Source organism: Roseateles sp. P5_E1 (assembly GCF_054049335.1).
In genome coordinates this window covers 1-610 of record NZ_JBFUMN010000302.1, presented here as the reverse complement: position 1 = coordinate 610, position 610 = coordinate 1, and the positions used below count along the sequence as shown (strand labels likewise).

Below are 610 nucleotides of genomic sequence, written 5' to 3'. Positions count from 1 at the left end.
CAGTGGAGCCATCCCTACGTGTGGGTCGAAGACGGCAAGGAGCTGTTGCCGCACTTCCTTGAGTACGGCTGGGCGACATTCTTCCACCCGGTGGCCGGCTACATCCTGATTCCCAACAAGCTGATCAACGCGCTTGCGGTGACGATTTCCTTCCGGTGGCTGCCGGAGATCAGCCTTGGCCTGGCTGCGCTGGTTACCGTCGCAGTTATGGTCATCCTTGCCGTTGCACCGACGCGTCTGCGCGGCGCGTGGGCATGCGCGCTGGCGGTGCTGGCCGTCCCGACAGACCCTGAAGTGTTCACGACCTCGGCCTACGTGCTGTGGTGGGCAGCATTCCTCGTTGTAATCCCGTTGTTCTGGGATGAACGTCGTGCGCCCTCCCTGCGCTGGCGCATGCCGATGTTGGTGATCGGCGCATTTTCCTCGCCGCTGATCGTCATGATGGCACCGCTGTATGGTCTGCGCGCGCTGCTGCTTCGCCAACGCAACGAGTGGTGGATGCTGCTGGCGGCCGGGACTTCGGCAGCGGTGCAGGCCGCGTTGGTGCTGTACAACCCGATTGCGTCGGAAGCCCATCGTACCCTGCCGGGCATCCAGCCCCTGCTTGAGC

1 protein-coding gene is annotated in these 610 nt (G+C 63.8%); it reads left to right on the top strand.

Going from position 1 to position 610, the window contains the following annotated elements; all coding sequences use genetic code 11:
* Nucleotides 1-18: 18 nt before the first annotated feature.
* On the top strand, nt 19-610 hold a 592-nt coding region (locus tag ACXJKJ_RS31185; protein WP_457395474.1), incomplete at its 3' end, for a hypothetical protein.